Here is a 16,990-nt window from a genome sequence, read left to right on the forward strand (position 1 = left end):
CCATCTAATTCTTAGTTTTAAAGATGCTAAATCGGTATTGATAATTTAGCATAACATATCGCCTAAGTATAAGCTGTTCTTTAGTAATCAGCGCGTTCAAATTCCCATACCTGTTTACCGAAATATTTTGGTTCAGCAAGTCATAAACAGATAGCTTTAACTGGCCGCGGTCTTTTTTATGTGTAAGTAAAGACAAGGCTAGGTTGACGATATGTGAGCTTTTTGGAAAACCCTGAGCAATTTGAGGGTTATACATAAACCCATACTTTGCATCAATTACAATTCGCTTAGGAAGCCTGAACGTCCCGGAACTGCCAAGGCGGTGAGAATAATTTAAGACTTTATTGAAATTCTGATTCATATAATCGACCAACGACCTTTGGTAGGTGTAACCGAAATTGATCATGGCAACCGATTTGTAATTGATATTGAAATCCTGGGTTATCGAAAACGTACGGAAACGCTGTTTAGCCTCGTCGTTGTTTAAGAAAACAATTCGGCTACTGTAAGCACCTGATAGTCCTGTTCGGATACCTATTTGCCAGTGTTGTGATTTTTTAAACTGCTTGCCGATTGAGCCACCGCCGTCTATCCATTTCCCACCATCTTTATTTACCACGGTGGCAGTGGTAAAACCTTTATGATCAATTATTGCTTTTTGAACAAAGTTATTGTCTGAAAACATTGAACTGGCATATCCACTGATACTCAAAAGCCGTGATGTAATGTACTTGTAATAATTTGCCCTCAAATTCCGTTGCCTGCTAGGCATTAACTGCGGGTTTCCTACAAAAGTATATTGTGTAGAGAGTTCGCGAGTAAGCGGTTGCATATTGTAGATGGATGGAAAATCAATCCATTCGCCATAGCTCATCGAAAACCCACTGTAATCTATAGAAAACGATGGAAAGAGGACAGTAGCGCGTTGTCTGATGTCGTTAACTGAAGTATTGAATTTGTTATTCACGTCCTGAATTTCCAAATCGAGTGCCACTCTGAGCCTTAGCTGAGTAGTAATCTGATAATTGAGTAGGGGTTTAAAGTTTTGAAAAAAGCCTGTGCGCTCAAAATCGTTGCTTTGTTCAGGACGGAACTGATCGTAATTTCCTGATGTACTATTTACATCAAAGGTAAAAAGAGGTTCGGCCCAATAATAATACCTGCTGTTGGTGAATAGCTCAGCGGTCAATTTTTTGCTCAGCGGAAGGTTGTAAAGAATAGATAAGGCAGTCCCTTTGGTTTTACTGCTATTTGTGATGTAACGATCGAATAGCGACGATTCGAGCTCAGAAGAAAAAGAAGTAAGCTGATTGTAGTTGTAGGTTTCGGTACTACCAACGTTTAAATTTAACTGATTGTTAACCGTAAGAGACCTTCCTTTTTTTAATCTCTTGTAATAGGTGAAATCGTGCGAAAAGGCATCTCTGCTGGTGGTGCTTCGGTTTCGTCCATCAGTTTCACTCAGCGCCGGAATTTGGGAGTTGGATTGTTTCACAAAACTGGAATACCTGTACCGTTCGGGAGAAAAGGTAAGTGCCGGACGGTATCTAATGCTCTCGGTAGTGTCTGGTTTCCATTCTACCAGGCCACCTAATGAATGGGTTGTAGCATTGCGTTTGGCCTGATCGGTTAGGAGTGAGGTGATTACAGTGTTTACCAGAGACTGTTCATTTAAGTTTTTCGTTTCATTGGTGTTAATCGTATTTCCATAAAAGTAGGCAAGGTTAAGTTTTAGCTTTTTGCCATAGTCGTTGTTGATGTTTATTCCGCCCGATTTTACGTTGACCAAGCCACCTGACTGTCGCCCTCCGAAGTTGCCATAATCTACCTGATCACTCCCTGATCGGTTGAATCCGCCCATGCTTTGCAGATCGTTCTGACTAAAGCCGGTACTGTTTAAATTATTGGCGGCTCCCATTAAACTAAACTGTAGTGTATCCCTAAAACTGCTTATAATTCCGCTTGCTTCATATCGTTCTCTTGAACCGATTCCGCCCATAAACTTACCTATAGTACTCTTTTTAACGGCGCTTTTTAATTTCAGGTTAATGACGTTTTGCAAATTGATCTCGTTCATCTTACGGTCCGGGTCATTTTCCCTGTCGAGATATACCTGAATCTTTTCAATCATCTCGGCGTCTAGATTTCTTAGGGCAATGAGTTGGTTGGTGCCGAAGAACTCCTTACCATCAATTAGTATCCTGCTGGTGCCTTTCCCGTTAACCAATACCTCACCACCTTCATTTACCTGAACACCGGGTAACAGCCGTAGCAGTTCTTCAACCAAAGCATTTGGTCGGGTTTTGAAGGCTTCTGCATTGAACTCAATGGTATCCTTTTTCATTACTACCGGCGATCGTTCTCCTGTGATGACAATTTCGCCAAGGCTTCTGCCGGTTAATTTAAGGAGTCCAAGGTCGAGTAAGCCTGGCTTTAAATCAATCATTTGCTTGTGAGATTCGTACCCTACATAGGATACGATAAGTTTTAATGATCTTGTTGTTGGCAGGCGCGAGAGTTGAAATGTCCCGTCATCTTTTGTTACAGTATATGACACTAGTGAGGTATCCTTAGCATTTACGACGGCTACAGTAGAAAGGCCAAGGGGTGATTTGGTGGCGGAGTCGATAATTGTTCCCTTTATGGAAGCATTATTTTGGGCATAAGACATTAAAGTTGTGCAAAAATACAGGAGCAACAGCAATAAGACATTTTTCATGAGAGCGATTGAAAGATATTTGGTTAGTGGTTTTAAAAATTAACTCAAGATAGGTTTTTTACTTTTTATGTTACCCAAGGTTAGCGCATTTTATTTAGTTAAGTAAATTTCTTATTTTTATTATATGTAATCTAAATTATGACCTCAAGAAGAACCTTTATCAAGCAAAGTGGTATAGCTACTGCCGGTTTACTTGTATCTCCGTCTACTTTCTTTACAGTTAATATTGGTAGAAAGCCTAAAGTTATTATCATCGGCGCTGGATTCTCGGGATTGGCGGCGGCCTATAAATTAAAGCAGAAAGGGATTGAATTTACCATTCTGGAAAGTCAACATAGAATTGGTGGAAGGGTATTTTCTCACCGCATGACTGATAATCTAACCGTGGAACTTGGTGGGGAGTGGGTCGGGAAATCTCACACCCGAATTCAGGAATTATGCAGCGAATTCAATTTAAAACTTTTAAATAATCAGATGGATACCCATCTAATTTATAAAGGAAAATACTTTACTAAGGATAAATGGAATTTCAGCGACGAATGGATTCAGAAATTCAAGTCACTTAAAGAAGGATTCAAAGATTTTTCTCAAGCGGATAAAGAGTTGTTGGACAAATACGACTGGTGGCATTACCTTGTAAACAATGGTTGCGAGGGGAGAGATCTTGAGATCAAGGAACTTCTAGACAGTACAGATTTTGGTGAGAGTATACGACATGTTTCCGCCTTTTCTGCATTAGCGGAATATGCAGAAAGTAGCGAAAAAAATGAGATGGACAAAAAGATAATAGGGGGCAATGGAATGTTGGCAACCAGGTTGTCTGAAGCCATTGGAAAGGAAAATATCTTATTAGATCATAAAGTAGACAAGATTGTACAGGAAAATGATAAAGTAAAAATCTATTGTCAAAATGGAAAATTCTTCGAGGCTGATAAAATTATCTGTTCGTTACCTACTTTCGCCATCAAGAAAATTCATTGGCAGCCGGCGTTACCTGACGAGAAGGTATTAGCGTTGAATGAACTTCAGTATGCCAGAATTAACAAGCACGCAATGTTATTTAGTAAAAGATTTTGGAAGGATGAAAGTTTCGATCTGATTACTGACCAGCTTCCGCACTATTTTTATCATGCCACAAAAGGTCAACCTTCTGCTAAAGGCGTGCTTATTTCATACAGCATTGGCGATAAGGCAGACGTGGTTGCAAACCAAAGCAATATGTGGAATGCTGCAGAAATAGGACGGACATTAAAACCTCACTTTGGAGATATTAGGCCCTTAATTGAAAACCAGGCCAATTTTAATTGGAGCAATAATGATTATACAAAAGGAGCGTATGCACTCTATAAACCGGGACAATGGTTTAGGGTTATGCCTATATTAAAAGAGACATTTATACATACACATTTTGCAGGCGAACATTTGGCTGATTGGCAAGGGTTCATGGAAGGTGCAATAAATACCGGAGAAGATGCTGCCGAAAAAATATTTTAAGATTGTTCTTATCTACTATAAACAGAGGCTGGTGGAATATTCTCTGCATCAGAGAATGCCTTAAGGTAAGCAGCTTTATATTCAACTATCTCGTCAGCTTTATGCAGGGCGTTTAAACTTTGATATAGCCCAAGTAAAGACCAGCCGTTTCCAGGGTTCAATTCAAGATCCATTTTGTAAACCTGCGCTGCATTTTTCGGTTTGTTTAGCTTTAAAAGGTAGGCTCCTAAAAATTGTCTTGCAGGAAGTGGCCAATCCATTGGCTCAGCGTAAATCATTTCGTCTTCTATTTTTATTGCTTTGTTGAGGCTTTTAATGCCGGCAGCATTCTTTTTCTTATCGAATAAAATAACTGCATTTAGGATGTTTTCGGCAATTTTTGCTCCCTGTAATGTGGTATTAAAAGGAATGCGTCTCCTTTTTAAAATCGGATCTGTTATTTTATTGCGCAACTGAACAAGCTGTTCGCTTGCCAAATCCGGCTTACCTGTATACACATATGCCAGTCCTTTGGCAAAATTATCTAGTATTCCTGCGTACATCCAGCTTGCATTTAGTTGAACAGTATCCCTTAATAGCTCATCCCATTTACCAAGCCTTACGAGGGTAAGTGTTGGCATCATGTATAAATATTGGGCATAAGTATCCTCATAACTTGGCTCAACACTTCTTCTGCACCTAATGGCATCTTGTATTCCTTTAGTATACATTCCACCTGTGAGGCCGCAAAAAGCCTGTACTGCAAAATAATGCGACGAATGTTTGTTAAGTGAAAGATGTTTGGCGAGTGAATCATAGTGCATAAGATTCGCATCGGCCCTGTCATTTGCCTCTACACCCAACACATACAGACCGTTTCTTTGGTAAACATGACTGGACATGTGAACCATGTGGGCCACGCCCGGAAAAAGATTTTTTAGCAGTTGTGCATTAGGCAGGGCACGCCCAGGTTTACGTGAAGCTTCGGTTAAATGTACATAATAGTGTATGGCACCAGGATGTTTTGGGTTTTCCTTCAGTACGTTTTCACATAAATCTACTACTTCGGGCGTCCATTGTTTTGCTGATCCATCATTGTTCCAGAATTCCCATGGATGGATGAGCATCACTGCGTCAATAAATAGCGCTTTAATGTCTGCATCTCCTGGGTATATAGAAATGAGGGCTTTCATCCCTTGTGCATATTTCGTATTCAGATCCTTTTTAACAGTATCGACATCTGATGATGGATACCGAAGATTCATTACTTTCAGCAGGTCGCGCTCTTTTGCAGATGCCTTACCTGCATTCATCAGTTTTAAAACTTCTGATATGTTTTTAGGAATGACGTAAAGATGGGCAGAATTATAGGATGGGCCCGTAGCCAATGCCTGCCCCCAATAGGCCATAGCACAATTGGGATCAAACCTTGCTGCTTCTTTAAAGGAAGCCAAAGCTTCCTTCATGTGGTAGCTATAATACATCGTTAGCCCCTGATTAAAATAAACCTGAGCGCTGTCGCTAGTCGTTGATATTTGGTAGGAATAGTCTCCCCAGTTCGGCAGGAGTATCATAAATTTACCGTTATCGCTTGGGCCAATATTTTCTGAGGGCGACAAAGAACCACATGTTGCTACAATTGTTTTGCTATAGTCTAATAGATTTGAAGGTCCTTGTATATATTTCTCACCACCAGAAAAAAAGAAGCAGAGTACAAAAAACAGCAGTATTGTTTTCATAAGGTCGGTATTAAGGTTGGTTTCTTGCAACAGACTAAAAATCATTTAAATATACCGAATTTAGAGCTCTTTTTAGGTGTGTTTTACAGAAACGATTTTTAAAATTAGGACTCTATCTCGATGCACTATTCTCCCTTCTCACTCTTGGATGAAAGAATAGTGATCATTAAAAACTTAAACATTTACTCTTGTGAAATGTTCTTTATAAGCAAAGGATTACGGTGTAAAACAGGATTAAAATGGAAAGGCGGATTTTAATTGTGCTTACTTCTCATGAGGAGATGGAGCACACCGACAGCAAAACGGGGGTATGGTTGAGTGGATTTACAGACCCATATTATGAGTTTATTGATGCGGATTACCAGGTGACATTGGCTAGTCCCCTTGGGGGGCGACCGCCAATTGACCCTTTAAGTGAACTTGTTGAAAATAGATCTGAGGCTAACCGTAGGTTTTATGAGGATGGAATTGCGAAGAAGGCTTTCAACAGTACCAAAATGTTGAGGGGTATTAATGCCACTGATTATGATGCGGTGTTTTATCCGGGAGGTTATGGGCCTATCTGGGATCTGGCAACTGATGAAGATAGCGGCCTGTTGATCCTTAAATTTTACAATTCCGGTAAGCCTATTGGAGCAGTTTGTCATAGTCCGGCAGCTTTGATTAAAGCGGCCGAATTGCAACCTGGTTTTTTAGCTGGGAAAAATATATCAGTTTTTACCAATATGGAAGAAATGATGGTTCGCAGAGGGAATAATATCCCTTACATGCTGGAAACAAGGTTAAAAGAATTGGGTGCTAGAGTTCGTTCATCCTTGATTCCATTTATGAGTCATGTGGTGATTGATGGAGCATTGATTACCGGGCAGAATCCCCTCTCAGCAAGACCTACAGCAAAGGCGCTGATTAAAATGCTGGAGGGGAACTTAGAGTCTTAAATGTTAATGTTTTTCCACGGGCCGGTGATGGCAAGTGTTAGTCCTGGGTTTTGAATATTAATAAATAAAGTATTTCCCGAAGGTGAAAACACTGGCCCTGCAAACTCAGAATTGCGATATCCGATGTTTTTTGCAATTACATAGGTCTTTCCCTGAGGTGTAATACCAATTATCCTTGCGTCTTTTTTATCCTCACAAATGATAACATCTCCCCAAGGTGCTATTGTTAGGTTGTCGCAATTCTGAAAGGTTTCAATATTGTTCGGTTCAATAAAGAGTTCTAGTTTTCCAGGAGCATCTTTTTCCGCCGGTTGTCCTTCGTGTATACTTGGTATATATTTGAATATTTGACCGTTTCTATTATTACCACCATCAGTACAGGCAAAAAACAGTTCGTCTTTTCCATACCAAATGCCTTCCCCTCTGGAGAATCTGGCGGCGCCTAGTTTAAATCCTCTTAATCTCAAATCACTATCAGGAGCTTCCACATCAGCAAGATCTATCCATTCTACTTCAAAAGATTTCTTTTCGGGAAACTTGTCGGTTGTTAAATTTGAATAGTTACGTGTATCGGCACTTTTCCATTCTTTGATGGCAAGACATTGCAGTTTTCCACCATTGTGTAATTTACCATAGGTATTAGGCAAATATCTGTAGAAAAGACTGTCTCCTTCATCTTCAGTTTGGTAGACAATTCCAGTTTTAGGTTGAACAGCAACGGCTTCGTGTGTGAATCGTCCCATCGCTTTAATTGGGTGGGGATCGGCGATCCCGATTTTCTCAGTGGCCGGGACTTCGAAATTAAAACCATGGTCTTTTTCCAAACCATCACTTATTTTCTGACTACTTTCCTCGCAGGTGATCCAGGATTTCCAAGGAGTAATACCACCTGCGCAGTTTCTTACTGTACCAATTAAACTTAAATATTGTGACTCTACTTTTTGTGTTTTTTCATTGTAAACAAGTGTGGTTGTTCCGCCTACACAGGTATCTTTACCATTTCCAAAATCGTAGATCTTGCTTTTATTGATTTTATGAATTAGCTCATTGTTTTTTCCAAAAGGGCCCAATACATCTGCACCTGGCGTGTTTTCATGGTTCCTGATTAAAATGATTTTGTTTCCCGTTGATGAAAATGATCCCATCCCATCATACATTCCAGGCACCAATAGTCCATCTTTCATCAGGTCTCCCTTACGGGAAATTATTCTGGAGCTGAAACCTTTTGGAAGGCTAAGCGTATCACCTTGTTGATAATGGAGTGGACCAAAACCAATTCCTGTATCCTCGATTGAAAATAAATCAATCGCTGCATTGGCTGCAAAATTGTTTAGACCAATAAAACCTAAACTCACCAGACCTGTATTCCTGATAAAACTTCTTCTTGAACTGTTCATATGAATGTAAATCTACTTTTACAGGATTAAGTTAATGTTAATTTTCTGCGTTTTCTGTAATTAGCACTAATTGATGCGCTAATTCAACTGTTTATTTAGAGTGTAATTGATATAAGATAATAATTTGGTTAAGACTTATCACAAGCTGTGATAAATCATCGTCGATAATGGCTTTTTATTGCGTTGACTAAATTATTTAGGTAGCTTTATTGAACGGTTAACTAACTGTACAGTAATAATTTATTTGTATGGGAACACTAGTAGAAGAGATCCGCGAGCAGCAAAGGATGACGTGGAACAAATTTTCTCCCGGATGGAAAAAATGGGATGAGTTTACTATGAATTTCTTGAAACCTATGGGGGATGCTATCATTAAGAATCTTGACTTAAAGGATCATGACCAGGTTTTGGATGTTGCAGCAGGGACGGGGGAGCCCGGACTTACCATAGCGGGTTTAATACCAAATGGGATGGTAATCGGAACTGATCTTGCAGAAGAGATGTTAACTATTGCTGCCGAGAATGCTGAAATGAAGGGTCTAAGTAATTATGAGATTCTAACTACTGATGCGTGTGAACTACCTTTTGAAGAAGATACTTTTGATGCCATTAGTTGTCGTATGGGATTTATGTTTTTTCCAGATATGATGCTAGCGGCAAGACAGATGTATAGGGTCTTGAAATCAGATGGTAAACTTTCGACATCCGTTTGGGATGGCCCTCAGCAGAATGATTGGATTACCACAATTATGAGTGTTATTCAAAAGCATGTTGCACTTCCTTCTCCAGAACCGGGCGCTCCTGGTATGTTTCGTTGTGCGGAGCCGGATTTAATTGGCAATCTTTTAAAAAAGGTAGGCTTTAGGAGTATCTTAACCCAAGAGGTAAGGGGTAAAGTCGATTATCAGAGTTTTGATCGTTATTGGGAGATTATGTTAGATATTGGTGCGCCGATTGTTGCTGCCTTGGGTGGCGTTGATAAAATTACAATAGCGAAAATTAAGACTGAGGTATCAGAATTGTTTAAAGCTAAAAATAAAGAGGGTGAGGCTACACTAGAATACGCAGCATTGATAATTTCGGCAGTTAAGTAAGTAAGGAAATTTCGTTATTGATATCTACAGCCTCCATAATAAATGATTTATAGGATGCAATTTAACATTTGTTTTGAAGAATATACGCTCTAAAGCTTTAAAAATCAACACCAAGTCTCAAGCCTGCAGATGAAAGCTTAACGTTTTCTATTTTAGAACTTTGCAGAGGTAACTTAATGAAAGGCTCTAATGTAATCGTTTTATTTTTTAACAGGGGATACTTATATCCGAAAGAAACATTGATGAAGCTTTTGTAGTTTCCTTTATCTCTATTTTCGTTTTCAAGATCTATTACTGACCTTACTTCACTAATGACGGTTTTATCATACACTTCTCCATTTGGATCTACGATGCTTTCTATATGCGAAACTGAGCTAAGATAGGTTAACTCTCCACTTTGTTTTATTGTTGCAAAGGCAGAAACGCCAACTTTAGCATATAAACGTTTATTTACGTTATATCGTAATGCCAGTGGAACTTCAATTCCGGTTAGTCGAACTGTTGCTGATTCCAACTGTTTTTCATTTGATGCACTTAAAGTTTGCCCATCGTTTTCTTTAAAAGTGGATGTTTGGCGATAGCCCGCACCGAGCATTATTGTAATTTTGGGATTAAGCGCGTACCCTATCACTGCTTCGACTGCAAGACCTATTTTCTTTGAATTACTGAAGTCTGTTGCCATTGCCATTCCGAGCATCCAATTATCTTCAGCTTTTGTATGTTTTTTATTGTTGTTTTCTGGTTGTGGATAAAAAGGATATGCGGTTTTATTCTCCTTTCTTTTTGGACGATCTGTATCACCACGCTCTTGTTTGGGTGTTGTTTGAACTATTATTGTATTTTGAGGTGTTGGCTCAGGTTTATCTTGTTCGTTACGAATACTCGTAACAAGTGATTTACCAAATTGCTTTTCTTTAACTTTACTGGGCTTTAATAAAGGCGTTTCCCCTATGGCTTTCTGTTGAATCGGTTTTATTTTTATCTCTGCCAGTTGAGCTTGTTTGGGTTGAGGATTATCACTCCACAAAAAAAATAATCCAATAAAAAGGAGTGAGGCTGCAATTCCAGAAATCCAAAACCAGCCAACTGTTCTATTTTTAGTTGGCTTCTGTTTAGAAAATGATTCCCATGAACCTTCTCTGTAAGCTTCTTCGTTATTTTGTAAAAGTGATTTAATAACCTCTAGCCCTTTATCCGTATGTTCCATCCTCAACTATTAAAGATTCATTATAAAGTTTTCTTAATTTCTGTTTAGCTCTTCCCAAGTATACTCTACAGATGTTTTCTGGTATGTTTAGTGATTTTGAAATTTCCTCATGAGAGAAACCTTCAATTTCGAACATGTTAAATATTATCCTTTGCGATTCGGGAAGTGTATTCAGTAATTTTAAGATATCCTCCACGTAAAGCTGATCGAGGGCACGACTGTAAATCTGTGGGTGTTTTTCTTCTTCTACATCATCGAAATCCCCGTTTATAGTTTTCTTTTTTCTGAGGTAATCTATGCAGTTACGTGAAGCAATCTTTGCTATCCAACCCCTAAATGTTTTCTCAGGATCAATGGCGGATTCTAAAAGCTGAAATTGTGTAATGTGATTGAAAATTTTGATAAAAGTATCGTTTACTAGCTCTTCGGAATCACTTCTGTTATTGATGTAGCGCATAACTACTGCCATCAGATACCCGTAATAGGTTTTATACATAACTTCCTTCGACGTATCTTTTTGATTAGCAACGCCTGCAATGATTTCTTTAAGCTTAGGGAGTTTTCTTAGCACTCTTACAGGATTAGCATATAACCATTGTCCGCATTTCTAATGTTTTAAAAACAGAAGGTATAAATAGGGTTGTTGCAACCAAACAGGTCACAGCAACCCCATAAAATATTTGTGGTTATTTATTGGTAAGAACTGTTAAGCCAAGCTTAGTGTCATTTGTAGCAGCTTTAAGGCCTTTTGCATAGATGGTGTATATTTTCCCTTTTTCAATTTTAACTTTTGGGAGTGTAGCAAGTACGGTTGTTTTGCCGTTCTCTCTGATCTCGAAATTGATCTCAGCACCAACTTCAGTGGTGTTAGCGAAATCACTAGCTTCTTTAAATGCTTTTTTAGCTAAAAGAACTTCAGCTTTTCCGGTAATAGCAAGGTCAATGCTACCTGCATCAGGGCTTAAATTGATGAAACGGATTTTTGCTTTATCGGCAGACGGTGCACTAAGATCATCAAGAACAACTACAAGTGCATTACCTGTTTTGTCGGCAACGAATGCAGAATATGATTTATCAGGTGCTAATGTTAGTTCTGACTTAACAAGAATATCTGTAACATCTTTTTTTGTTACGCTTAGTTCGCGTTTACCTGAATTGATCGATTGATAATCGATTACAGTATTGTATGTTAAAGCTTTTGTGTTCTTTTTTACTTTATCCACAAAGAAAGAAAGTTCAGGAGATTCAGGTGCTGCATGGATTATAGATAAACTTGCTGGCTTAGGAGTTGGGGTTGGATTGTCCTTGTCCTTTTTACATGAACTGAAGATACTTGTTAACGTTAGGGCGAATACTAAAGTTTTAGCAACTGGAGATAGGTAGTTTTTTGTTGTTTTCATTTTTAAGGTTTTGTAAGTTAAAATGCATTTTGTTAATGGCCATTAACGTTATTACCCTTAGAACGAAGACGAATGATAAAAAGCAACAGGTGAATAGAAATTATTTTTTAAAGATTAATTTCTATCCCTACTGTTTACGAAAAGTAATATATAGTACAATAGTGTAGCTACTGAACTGATTGCCGCAACAACATAAGTTCTGGCGGCCCATTTTAGAGCATCAGCAGCTTGGTCATGTTCGGCGGCTGTAGTCATATTTTTGTTTTCAAGCCAGCGCAAAGCACGGTTACTTGCATCGTACTCAACTGGTAGTGTAATGACAGTGAAAACAGTTGTAACTGCAAATAATATAATTCCCACCAGCAATACAGTAGGATTGGCCGCTCCGAACATAAAACCTAATCCGATAAGTATAATCCATTGTGACAGTTGGGAACTGATATTTACCAGTGGAACTATTGCACTTCTGAATTTTAACATACTATATGCTGTTGCATGCTGTACTGCATGACCACATTCATGCGCTGCTACAGCAGCTGCAGAAACGCTTCTTCCATAATAAACATCTTCACTAAGGTTTACGGTTCTATCTTGAGGATTGTAGTGGTCGCTCAAGTGACCTGGAGTTGAGATGACTCTTACATCATATATTCCGTTGTCTTGGAGCATTTTTTCTGCAATTTCCCTACCACTTAGACCATTACGTAAACCTACCTGGCTATATTCCGCAAATTTGCTCTTCAATCGGTTACTTACAATAAGCCCGATTACAAACATGATTCCTGCTATTATATAATATCCTGCTAATCCCATAATCGTTAATTAATTTTATAACAATTTAACTAATAGGTGTTTTTCAAGTCTCATGCCAAACGTCAGTTTTTCAATCAAAGTGCATGATTTCTATGGTTTTTACTGAAAAAATTTCAGTAAAAAAGAAATAATGACAGGTCGGTTAGGATTATTAAGTCACTACTTCCTGTTTTTCAGATACTTGAAAATCAAAGCAATTACAGCCAAAGTGGAACCTATGGTAATTGACGCAGTGCCTGAAAATGATTTATTTACAAGGGTATTTATTCGTTAAACCTTACAATTTAATAACGAATTAATCCATGGTAACACTTAGCAGCTTAAAAATACATTAGAAAAATAATTTTTAAAGTACTATTTTCAGCAATTACAATGAATATGAAATTTAGACTATTATTTTTTCTTTCCGCTTCTTTATTATTTTCTTGTTCAGGAAACAAGTATAAGTCATTAGACTTGAAGAAGTTTAGTGTTTCCATTCCAGAGAGTTGGCAGTATATAAAACAGAATGATGATTTTTCATTCGTCGGTGAAATTTCAACAGGTAAAACAAGTTTGCTATTTGATTATAGTGATATTGGTAATACTTCTTTTGGCCCGGAAACTGAAAGGGAGTATTTAGATAGTAAAAAATGGCTGAATGATTGTCAGTACTGTGATAAAAAAATCGTTGACTCTGTACAGGTTGTAAAAATCCATTCTACTAATGAAGAGGAGAAATTGAAATTTGGTAAAGCTCAATATATAGCTGAAGTTAAATATAGAGGTGATATTTTAAATGTTCCGATTACTATCCCTAGTAAAATTAGTAAAGTGGATTCTAGTATTGATACAAACGCAAACTATATTGTTAAGATGGCGTGGCCAAAGGAAGGGAATGATGGAGAAACAGGACTATATATCAAATCTCTTAAGAGCCCATTGAGCTTTAGTCTTGAAGGACGAGATTTGTCTATTCAGGATCAGAAAGAGGCCCTTAAAGCTTTTAAAACATTAAAATTGAACTGAGAATTGACTCTCAAAGGAGTCTTAAAGGACCATTAGTCCTATGAAAGTCTTTTAAGACTCCTTCTCCTATATAAGTCCTTTTGTAATACTAGCTGGGCTAAAGCCAAATACCGGTCAGCACAGAGTTGCTATTGCTTTTTTTCTTAGATGAAATGTGGTTAAACTTAACAGAAGTTCACAATAGAAGGGTAGAAGAAATAAGTCGTTAAATATTCAAGACAAAAAAAGACCGGACAACTCAATGTTTGCACATTTAATCGTCCGGCCCTTCAACTATCAAACTCCCCCTATAGAGTACGGATTAAACTAAAAACAGTGGCTAGTTGCTTAGATAGAAACTGAGAAGTATCACCAAGAACTGAGTTAACTGTTGCACCAACATTACCTAGTAAAGCGCCTAAAGAACTCCATAATATACCTCCACCTTCAGTTTTTGTCATTTCAACCGAGTTCATTTCTTGAACACCTAGATTGTTTAGTTCTAACTTTTTCATATTTGTTTTCAATAAAATAATCTCCTTACTCATTAAAGGCTTTTCAGGTTACGCCTAAATGCTTTAAAAAGCACTAGAACTAATTTAATAATTATTCAAGTTCAGGTGTTTATTCAATTTGTTCAGTATTAGGAGTTCAAAACGCTAAATATCCAATAAGCGTCTATGATAGTTGATCTGGCCCAAATGATACGCCAAATGAGAACTTAAATAGATAAGCATGTATTTTACGGATCTATCATCTTCTAATACCTTTACTTCGGGATAATCTTTTTCAAGATCCTCTTCAGTTAATTGATCAATTGTGTAATTAACTACTTCAATGGTTTCTTCAAGCTGTTTTACTAACTCGCTTTTAGGAACATCTTTCAAGGAAAATTCTAGCTCTCTATTTCGGATATAATCAGTTTTACCAAGCTCTTTACCAATAAATGTTTTCAGATTTCCGACAAGATGCAGACATAAATTACCGGCAGAATTTGATACAGAGTTTTCGACGCGCCAAATATTTTTGTCATTCTGATATTGTTCAATTTCGAGCTTAACCTTGTTCAGATCTCTGGTTAAGAGTTTTTTTAGGGATTCTTTTAGCATAAATGAAGCTATGTAATTATCTTTTTAGACCTTTGCAATAAAGGTAATAAGAAGATTATTACTTCTATTATCTTTATATATATGAAGGCTATTAATTTCAACCCTGCGGATTTTGAACCTGTAAGACAAATTGCTTTGCAATTCCCAGATTCTTCAGATAGTCTATCGCATTACGATACGCCTTCAATAAAGATTAAGAAAAACCTACTTTGTAGGCTTCATGAAAATGGTGAATGGCTTGCAGTACGTACTGATTTCAAAAGTCGAGAAATGTTTTTAGAAAAGTATCCTGAAACCTGTTTTATTATACCTCATTACAAAGAGTATCCTTACATCTGCCTATATGTTAACAGTTATAGTATAGAATTACTTAGAGAAGTTCTTGAAACTGGTTATAGAGCCATTATTGAGCCTAAGAAAAAATAGTAATCGGTCGATTTTTGCTTTGTATATGTTTGTATGAAATTTAATTTCGGATATTAAAATTAACTTTGTCAAATGGCAAAGCTCCTTAAAAAACCTCAGATATATAATTCAAGTTTTGAGTTCTTAAATCAAGTAAAAGAAAACAACAATAGAGAGTGGTTTAGCTTGTGCAAAGAAGAGTTTCAAAAAGAACAAGGTCTTATTGAGGATTTTGCAGAAGCTTTATTAAAAGAACTTAATATCGATGATGTAATTGAAACTCCATCAGGTAAGAATAGTGTGTATCGTATTTATAGAGATACACGGTTTTCTAAGGATAAAACACCTTACAAAACGTATTGGAGTGGTAGCTTTAGGCGTGCAACGAAATATCGCAGAGGCGGATATTATTATCATATTGAGCAAGGCAACAGTTTTATTGCTGGCGGATTTTGGGGGCCTTCTGCACTGGATTTAAAGCAAGTAAGAGAGCATATCGCTTTTGACGCCACACCTTTAAGGGAAATACTAACTAGTGATTTATTTGTTGCAACTTTCAAATCGCTGAAAGGAGAGCAACTGAAAACCACTCCTAAAGGCTTCAGGTCAGATCACGAGAATATTGATTTGTTGAGGTATAAGCAGTTTTTACTGGTAAGACATTTTACTGATGAGGAAGTTTTAAGTGAATTCTTCTTTGAAGAAGCTGTTAAAACTTTCACGAATATGCGACCATTTTTCGATTATATGAGTGAGGTATTGACTACAGATATCAATGGAATAGAAGTCTAATTAATTCTGAGCTTCTTTTAGAATTAATAAAGGTAACTGAGTGTTTAAGGCCAGTTTTCTTGTTATGCTTTTATGAAATAGACCTTCGAAGAAACCATAAGTTTTTGCAATTATAATTACAATTCCAGATTGATGTTCCTTCGCAAATTCCATGATGCCGAACGCAACATCTTTATTATCTGTGTAATGGTACTCCGGTGCTTCGTTATCCCACAGCGCATGTAAATGGTATTGCTCGGTTATGATGTCGGGGTTAAAGTGTTGTGATTCGTTGTGATCAACATTTAAAAGCAAAAGCTTTGCATTTAAGGAATGAACAAATTCCTTTATGGTAAGAACAGGACTGCATTGAGTTACATCTTTTAGATCACAACTCAACACTACATTTTTTATTATTTTATAGCTTGATTCATTAGGTACAACTAACACGGGTGTTCTTGAATGTTTAACAATGCTTATGGTGTTACTACCAATTAAGGCTGTTAATCCTCGGCTTTTGCCGGTTACTCCTATAACTACGAGTGATTCGGGATATTGCTTACCAAGCAAATCTAAACCTGTTGCTGTGGGTGTATCGTTGGTGAGAATAGTTATTATGGCATCTTCTGAGCACGAGTCTGCAATTGCTAGTTTTAGATTGATAAGAGAGTTGGTACTTTTCTCATGTAAAATGTGGCTATCCTGATACTCAGGGAAGGGGATTTCTGTAGCAATAGGTAGTTCGTACGAATGGTATAGTATAATTTGCTTCACGCTAAGCTGTTTACTTAAAGAAGCTGCATATCTGGCCGCATTTAATGCAGAGGCAGAGAAATCAGTGGCAATGATGATTGTTTTCATGATTTAGCTCTTGATTCAATCTTTATAACAATCGTGATTAATTAATGTTCTTTTTTTTGTGAAGTAGTTACTACCTA

17 protein-coding genes are annotated in these 16,990 nt (G+C 37.5%); 7 read left to right on the forward strand and 10 right to left on the reverse strand.

Annotated elements, in window-relative coordinates; translation table 11 throughout:
- Positions 1-4 precede the first annotated feature (4 nt).
- On the reverse strand, positions 5-2,719 hold the full coding sequence (locus tag J1905_RS05390) for a TonB-dependent receptor (protein ID WP_214226207.1): 2,715 nt from the start codon (positions 2,717-2,719) through the stop codon (positions 5-7).
- A gap of 138 nt (positions 2,720-2,857) precedes the next feature.
- On the opposite strand from J1905_RS05390, the gene J1905_RS05395 reads away from it, so the two are divergent.
- A complete protein-coding gene (locus tag J1905_RS05395) occupies positions 2,858-4,213 on the forward strand; it encodes a flavin monoamine oxidase family protein (RefSeq protein ID WP_214226208.1) in 1,356 nt (451 codons plus the stop codon).
- Between the two features lie 8 nt (positions 4,214-4,221).
- On the opposite strand, the gene J1905_RS05400 is transcribed toward J1905_RS05395, so the two are convergent.
- Positions 4,222-5,931 carry a hypothetical protein gene (locus J1905_RS05400; RefSeq protein WP_214226209.1) on the reverse strand — a complete coding sequence of 570 codons (1,710 nt, stop codon included), beginning with the start codon at positions 5,929-5,931 and terminating at the stop codon, positions 4,222-4,224.
- 239 nt (positions 5,932-6,170) lie between these two features.
- On the opposite strand from J1905_RS05400, the gene J1905_RS05405 reads away from it, so the two are divergent.
- On the forward strand, positions 6,171-6,869 hold the full coding sequence (locus J1905_RS05405; protein ID WP_214226210.1) for a type 1 glutamine amidotransferase domain-containing protein: 699 nt from the start codon (positions 6,171-6,173) through the stop codon (positions 6,867-6,869).
- Here J1905_RS05405 and J1905_RS05410 read toward each other — a convergent pair.
- Positions 6,866-8,266 (reverse strand): alkaline phosphatase PhoX, encoded by a 1,401-nt coding sequence (locus J1905_RS05410; RefSeq protein ID WP_214226211.1) that lies wholly within the window; start codon positions 8,264-8,266, stop codon positions 6,866-6,868. The two genes, J1905_RS05405 and J1905_RS05410, sit on opposite strands and share 4 nt — an antisense overlap.
- Before the next feature lie 248 nt (positions 8,267-8,514).
- On the opposite strand from J1905_RS05410, the gene J1905_RS05415 reads away from it, so the two are divergent.
- Positions 8,515-9,360, forward strand: a complete 846-nt coding sequence (locus J1905_RS05415) for a class I SAM-dependent methyltransferase (protein ID WP_214226212.1) — start codon at positions 8,515-8,517, stop codon at positions 9,358-9,360.
- 97 nt (positions 9,361-9,457) lie between these two features.
- On the opposite strand, the gene J1905_RS05420 is transcribed toward J1905_RS05415, so the two are convergent.
- From J1905_RS05420 to J1905_RS05435, 4 genes are all read right to left on the reverse strand, one after another.
- Positions 9,458-10,567 carry an outer membrane beta-barrel protein gene (locus tag J1905_RS05420; RefSeq protein ID WP_214226213.1) on the reverse strand — a complete coding sequence of 370 codons (1,110 nt, stop codon included), beginning with the start codon at positions 10,565-10,567 and terminating at the stop codon, positions 9,458-9,460.
- Positions 10,551-11,138, reverse strand: coding sequence for an RNA polymerase sigma factor (locus J1905_RS05425; protein ID WP_214226214.1), 588 nt, complete (start codon positions 11,136-11,138; stop codon positions 10,551-10,553). The genes J1905_RS05420 and J1905_RS05425 overlap by 17 nt, the downstream gene beginning before the upstream one ends.
- A gap of 115 nt (positions 11,139-11,253) precedes the next feature.
- Positions 11,254-11,967 carry a DUF4397 domain-containing protein gene (locus tag J1905_RS05430; protein WP_214226215.1) on the reverse strand — a complete coding sequence of 238 codons (714 nt, stop codon included), beginning with the start codon at positions 11,965-11,967 and terminating at the stop codon, positions 11,254-11,256.
- Positions 11,968-12,081: 114 nt separating this feature from the next.
- Complete coding sequence (locus tag J1905_RS05435) at positions 12,082-12,780, reverse strand: zinc metallopeptidase (RefSeq protein ID WP_214226216.1); 699 nt, start codon at positions 12,778-12,780, stop codon at positions 12,082-12,084.
- Positions 12,781-12,910: 130 nt separating this feature from the next.
- Between J1905_RS05435 and J1905_RS05440 the strand changes: the two genes are divergently transcribed.
- Together J1905_RS05440 and J1905_RS05445 are read left to right on the forward strand one after the other, a co-directional pair.
- Positions 12,911-13,054: a hypothetical protein gene (locus J1905_RS05440; RefSeq protein ID WP_214226217.1), complete on the forward strand. Its 144-nt coding sequence runs from the start codon at positions 12,911-12,913 to the stop codon at positions 13,052-13,054.
- A 104-nt stretch (positions 13,055-13,158) separates the two neighbouring features.
- Positions 13,159-13,788: a hypothetical protein gene (locus J1905_RS05445; protein ID WP_214226218.1), complete on the forward strand. Its 630-nt coding sequence runs from the start codon at positions 13,159-13,161 to the stop codon at positions 13,786-13,788.
- A gap of 287 nt (positions 13,789-14,075) precedes the next feature.
- Here J1905_RS05445 and J1905_RS05450 read toward each other — a convergent pair whose 3' ends face one another.
- Together J1905_RS05450 and J1905_RS05455 are read right to left on the reverse strand one after the other, a co-directional pair.
- Positions 14,076-14,282: a hypothetical protein gene (locus J1905_RS05450; RefSeq protein WP_173087632.1), complete on the reverse strand. Its 207-nt coding sequence runs from the start codon at positions 14,280-14,282 to the stop codon at positions 14,076-14,078.
- Between the two features lie 144 nt (positions 14,283-14,426).
- Positions 14,427-14,876 (reverse strand): DinB family protein, encoded by a 450-nt coding sequence (locus tag J1905_RS05455; RefSeq protein ID WP_214226219.1) that lies wholly within the window; start codon positions 14,874-14,876, stop codon positions 14,427-14,429.
- Between the two features lie 81 nt (positions 14,877-14,957).
- On the opposite strand from J1905_RS05455, the gene J1905_RS05460 reads away from it, so the two are divergent.
- Both J1905_RS05460 and J1905_RS05465 read left to right on the forward strand, forming a co-directional pair.
- Entirely contained in the window at positions 14,958-15,302 is a 345-nt protein-coding gene (locus J1905_RS05460) for an MmcQ/YjbR family DNA-binding protein (RefSeq protein WP_214226220.1), read from the forward strand.
- A 72-nt stretch (positions 15,303-15,374) separates the two neighbouring features.
- A complete protein-coding gene (locus tag J1905_RS05465) occupies positions 15,375-16,073 on the forward strand; it encodes a DUF2461 domain-containing protein (protein ID WP_214226221.1) in 699 nt (232 codons plus the stop codon).
- On the opposite strand, the gene J1905_RS05470 is transcribed toward J1905_RS05465, so the two are convergent.
- Positions 16,074-16,913, reverse strand: a complete 840-nt coding sequence (locus J1905_RS05470) for a universal stress protein (protein WP_214226222.1) — start codon at positions 16,911-16,913, stop codon at positions 16,074-16,076.
- Between the last annotated feature and the right edge of the window lie 77 nt (positions 16,914-16,990).

Origin of the sequence: Pedobacter sp. B4-66 (assembly GCF_018492665.1) — a bacterium.
Lineage (GTDB): Bacteria > Bacteroidota > Bacteroidia > Sphingobacteriales > Sphingobacteriaceae > Pedobacter.

What these genes read in the sequence shown, in the direction of transcription:
- J1905_RS05455 (WP_214226219.1), bottom strand. Translation starts at nt 14,876, where the DNA reads ATGCTAAAAGAATCCCTAAAAAAACTCTTAACCAGAGATCTGAACAAG.
- J1905_RS05405 (WP_214226210.1), top strand. Translation starts at nt 6,171, where the DNA reads ATGGAAAGGCGGATTTTAATTGTGCTTACTTCTCATGAGGAGATGGAG.
- J1905_RS05435 (WP_214226216.1), bottom strand. Translation starts at nt 12,780, where the DNA reads ATGGGATTAGCAGGATATTATATAATAGCAGGAATCATGTTTGTAATC.
- J1905_RS05390 (WP_214226207.1), bottom strand. Translation starts at nt 2,719, where the DNA reads ATGAAAAATGTCTTATTGCTGTTGCTCCTGTATTTTTGCACAACTTTA.
- J1905_RS05470 (WP_214226222.1), bottom strand. Translation starts at nt 16,913, where the DNA reads ATGAAAACAATCATCATTGCCACTGATTTCTCTGCCTCTGCATTAAAT.
- J1905_RS05450 (WP_173087632.1), bottom strand. Translation starts at nt 14,282, where the DNA reads ATGAAAAAGTTAGAACTAAACAATCTAGGTGTTCAAGAAATGAACTCG.
- J1905_RS05420 (WP_214226213.1), bottom strand. Translation starts at nt 10,567, where the DNA reads ATGGAACATACGGATAAAGGGCTAGAGGTTATTAAATCACTTTTACAA.
- J1905_RS05465 (WP_214226221.1), top strand. Translation starts at nt 15,375, where the DNA reads ATGGCAAAGCTCCTTAAAAAACCTCAGATATATAATTCAAGTTTTGAG.
- J1905_RS05460 (WP_214226220.1), top strand. Translation starts at nt 14,958, where the DNA reads ATGAAGGCTATTAATTTCAACCCTGCGGATTTTGAACCTGTAAGACAA.
- J1905_RS05445 (WP_214226218.1), top strand. Translation starts at nt 13,159, where the DNA reads ATGAAATTTAGACTATTATTTTTTCTTTCCGCTTCTTTATTATTTTCT.
- J1905_RS05415 (WP_214226212.1), top strand. Translation starts at nt 8,515, where the DNA reads ATGGGAACACTAGTAGAAGAGATCCGCGAGCAGCAAAGGATGACGTGG.
- J1905_RS05400 (WP_214226209.1), bottom strand. Translation starts at nt 5,931, where the DNA reads ATGAAAACAATACTGCTGTTTTTTGTACTCTGCTTCTTTTTTTCTGGT.
- J1905_RS05410 (WP_214226211.1), bottom strand. Translation starts at nt 8,266, where the DNA reads ATGAACAGTTCAAGAAGAAGTTTTATCAGGAATACAGGTCTGGTGAGT.
- J1905_RS05395 (WP_214226208.1), top strand. Translation starts at nt 2,858, where the DNA reads ATGACCTCAAGAAGAACCTTTATCAAGCAAAGTGGTATAGCTACTGCC.
- J1905_RS05440 (WP_214226217.1), top strand. Translation starts at nt 12,911, where the DNA reads ATGACAGGTCGGTTAGGATTATTAAGTCACTACTTCCTGTTTTTCAGA.
- J1905_RS05430 (WP_214226215.1), bottom strand. Translation starts at nt 11,967, where the DNA reads ATGAAAACAACAAAAAACTACCTATCTCCAGTTGCTAAAACTTTAGTA.